This window comes from Mycobacterium sp. (genome assembly GCF_052144515.1).
GTDB lineage: Bacteria > Actinomycetota > Actinomycetes > Mycobacteriales > Mycobacteriaceae > Mycobacterium.
The window spans coordinates 1-3,339 of record NZ_JBKQQD010000386.1 but is presented as its reverse complement, the minus strand read 5'-3'; the positions used below and the strand labels follow the sequence as shown (position 1 = coordinate 3,339).

At 65.6% G+C, this 3,339-nt stretch carries 2 protein-coding genes and 1 pseudogene; 1 reads left to right on the top strand and 2 read right to left on the bottom strand.

The window, feature by feature from the left end; translation table 11 throughout:
- Positions 1-206: 206 nt before the first annotated feature.
- A complete protein-coding gene (locus tag ACLP9N_RS25750; protein ID WP_442410030.1) occupies positions 207-983 on the top strand; it encodes a PE family protein in 777 nt (258 codons plus the stop codon).
- A gap of 386 nt (positions 984-1,369) precedes the next feature.
- On the opposite strand, the gene ACLP9N_RS25745 is transcribed toward ACLP9N_RS25750, so the two are convergent.
- Together ACLP9N_RS25745 and ACLP9N_RS25740 are read right to left on the bottom strand one after the other, a co-directional pair.
- A complete protein-coding gene (locus ACLP9N_RS25745) occupies positions 1,370-1,603 on the bottom strand; it encodes a hypothetical protein (RefSeq protein WP_442410029.1) in 234 nt (77 codons plus the stop codon).
- A 7-nt stretch (positions 1,604-1,610) separates the two neighbouring features.
- A pseudogene (locus tag ACLP9N_RS25740) lies at positions 1,611-2,963 on the bottom strand (ATP-binding protein); the annotation flags it as partial.
- Positions 2,964-3,339 lie beyond the last annotated feature (376 nt).

Sequence of the window (3,339 nt, the reverse complement as noted above, 5' to 3'; positions counted from 1 at the left end):
CTAGGCAATGGCGAGCACGTGATTCCCGGCGATCCAGTCGTCAATATGGCCCATGGTGACTGGTAAAGCCGTCCCCGGGGACCGGTGGGATTTCTCGCGCCGCTCCGACTCGCCGCGGTGATCTGGTGAAACGCCGAAATGTGGGGCCGGGTTGGCGATACGCTGTGTTTCTGCCCGGCGGTTCCTTTAGCGGTAGGAGGATGGCGATGTCGTATCTGGTTGCGGCCCCGGAATTCCTGGCTTCGGCGGCAACGGATGTGTCCAACATCGGCTCGACGCTTCACGCGGCCACTGCGTCCGCGGCAACCCCGACTACGGGGGTGCTGGCCGCGGCTGAGGATGAGGTATCGGCGGCCATTGCGGCGGTGTTTTCGTCCCACGGTCAGGGCTTTCAGGCGCTCAGCGCCCAGGCGGCGGCGTTTCATGACCAGTTCGTGCAGGCCATGAACGCCGCCGGGGGTAGCTATACGGCCACCGAGGCCGCCAACGCGTATGCTGCCGCTGCGTCCGGCGGCAGCGTCCAGTCCATCGACAGCGGCCTCCTGTCCGAGCTGGTCAGCAGCATACCGGGCGTGGAGGAGACTCAACTCATCTTTGATGCGGAAGGCCCGGTGATTGTCACAAGGTCCGCGCTCGAACACAGCCTGACAGCGTTTGTCAATGCTGTGCAGACAGGGAACTTGGGGGCGGCCACGGCCGCACTCGTCGATGCTCCCGCCAGCGTCGGGCGCGCCTTCCTCTATGGCCAAGACACGGTAACCGTGCCGCTGTCGTTACCGGGTGCGTCATTGACGCTCGACGTCCCCGTTGGCGGTGTTCTCGCTCCTCTCCAACCCATCTCGGCGACCATTGCGATTACTGGGAACCCGCCAATGACCTTCCCGATCCCGGGTACGGAGGTCGGCGGCATCGTTCCCGCCCTGACCGGCAGCCTTTTGGGGGGCGGTGGCCTTTTGGGGGGCGGTGGCCTCCTCGGGGGCTGAGCCACGTAGTGCGATTCATTCAATGAGCCGGATGGCCTAGCTGTATTGCTAGAGCGGCGGTGGGTTCGAGAGTGCGCCCGCTGCTACAGCCATTAAAGGCTTCACCTCTCGGACTTCGGTGAAGGTGAGACCCTCCGCTGCGGCTCTTCGCTGTAACCGGCTCCAGGTTGCCCCCGTCGGGGGTGAGCGGTTGTGTCGCACGGTCACTCAGAGACCGCGTGTTCTTCACCACATGCATTCGTCGTGCGAGGGCGTACGGACGCAGCGCTGCGCGTGCCCCTTTCTTTTTTTGCCTCGGTTCCCACTGGTTCTCTGCAGTTCCCCGGAACCTGTTGGAACTGGTTCCCCCGGTTCCCCGGCTATAGGAACCGGGAACCAGGAACCACTCACGCTGGCTGGGAGGCGTTCCCGAGGTTGACGTACCGATCCGACTGCGGGTCGTCCGTCTCACGGTAGGGCTTGAGCGAGGTATACACAGGGTGACCCGAAGGTCCGCGCTCGCTCGTCACATAGCCCTCTTGATAAAGCATATCGACGGCTCGCAGGGTGAACTGCTTCTTCCCACCCGCCTTCTCAGCCACTTTGTTTTTGGTCAGCTCCCCAGGCTGCTGCTCGATCACCTCACTCTGATCCGGCTACCGCGCAGGCACTTTGGAGGTCAAATCCGCCCGCGAAGACCGAACAGCGGTCCAGCACTGTCTTTTCGGCGTCGTCGAGAAGGTCATAGGACCAGGCCACCGCGTGGCGCAGCGTGTGGTGGCGTTCCAGGCCGCGTTGCGACCCCACTAGCAGCCGGAACCGCTGATCGAGACGGTCACGCACCTCGGTCGCGGTCATCGACGCCATGCGCGAGGCCGCCAGCTCGATGGCCAACGGGATGCCATCCAGGCGGCGGCAAATCTCCACCACCGCGTCCGCCTCATCAGGTGTGGCCACCGAGAATCGGGAGGCAACGCTATGGGCACGTTCGACAAACAGGGTCACTGCTGCCGAGTCGATACCCGCGCCCACGTCCAGCGACGGCACCAGCCACAACTGTTCGTCCGCGACCCCCAATCCTTCGCGGCTGGTGGCCAGAACCTTCACTGTCGCCGAGTGCGCGAGGATGGCCTCGACCAGATCGGCGGCGACGTCGCGCACATGCTCGCAGTTGTCGAACACCAACAGCCGGACCCTGCCCTCCAGCGCGGCGGCCACCGACTCGCTCACGCTCTTGCCCGGTTGCTGGGTGATGCCCAGCACCGCCGCCACTGCGTCGGGCACCGCGGCCGGATCGGTGACCGCGGCCAGCTCGAAAACCCACACCCCGTCGGGGACTTCATCGTGCAGACGTTCGGCGACCTCGAGCGCCAGCCGGGTCTTGCCGACCCCGCCCACCCCGGTCAGCGTGACCAGCCGATGAGCCTTCACCGCGGCTTGCAGCTCGGCGACCTCGGACTCGCGCCCGATCAAGCTCGTGAGCGCGGGGCGCAGATTCCCCGGACCCACATCCAGCGCCCGCAACGACGGAAAGTCCGTGCGTAGCCCTGCTGCCCGGACTTGGAATACCCCGACCGGGGTCGGCACATCCCGCAGCCGCCGCGGCCCCAAATCGACCAGATCCACTCCGCTGAGCAGACCCGCCGTCGACTCGGCCAACAGGATCTGACCACCGTGACCGGCGGCCATCACCCGCGCCGCCCGGTTGAGCACCGCACCGAAGTAGTCCGCCCCCCGCAACTCGGCTTCGCCGGTCGCGATGCCCATCCGCACCGGCAACTCCAGCGCCCGCTGCGCGGCCACCGCGGCATCCACCGCCGAGCGCGGCGAGGCGAACGCGGCACACACCCCGTCACCGGTGTGCTTGAACACCCAGCCCCCGTGCTCCTCGATCGCCCCGCGCAACACCTCGTCATGGGCGGCCAGCGCCGCCCGCATCCCCTCCGCGTCCGTCTCCCACCGACGAGTCGACCCCTCGACATCGGTGAACAGGAAGGTCACCAGCCCCGAAGGGGGTGCAGACGCAGGAGGAACGGACACCGCTCTAGCCTCGATCTCTCGTGTCGCCGACGGGATCAGCCAATCGTTCGAGTTCTGTTCGGGCCTGGTCGATTTGGTCGTATGCATACGTCACCAGCGCGGCGGTGGTCATCGTCTCACCCTTGCGGGCGAGCGATTCGTGGGTCTGGCCTCCGAGGACGCTGCGGCATTTTCCATCTTCTTTCCTATGGATTAAGGAAGCTCTGTCTCCGGCGCTAACGGCGGTGATACCGGTCCTCCTACCGCTGCGGGAGGTGGTGCCGGAACTGGCATACCTTCACCGGGAAGAACGGGTGCACTCGAAAATCCAGCCGGTTCCATATGATCTTTGCACGCA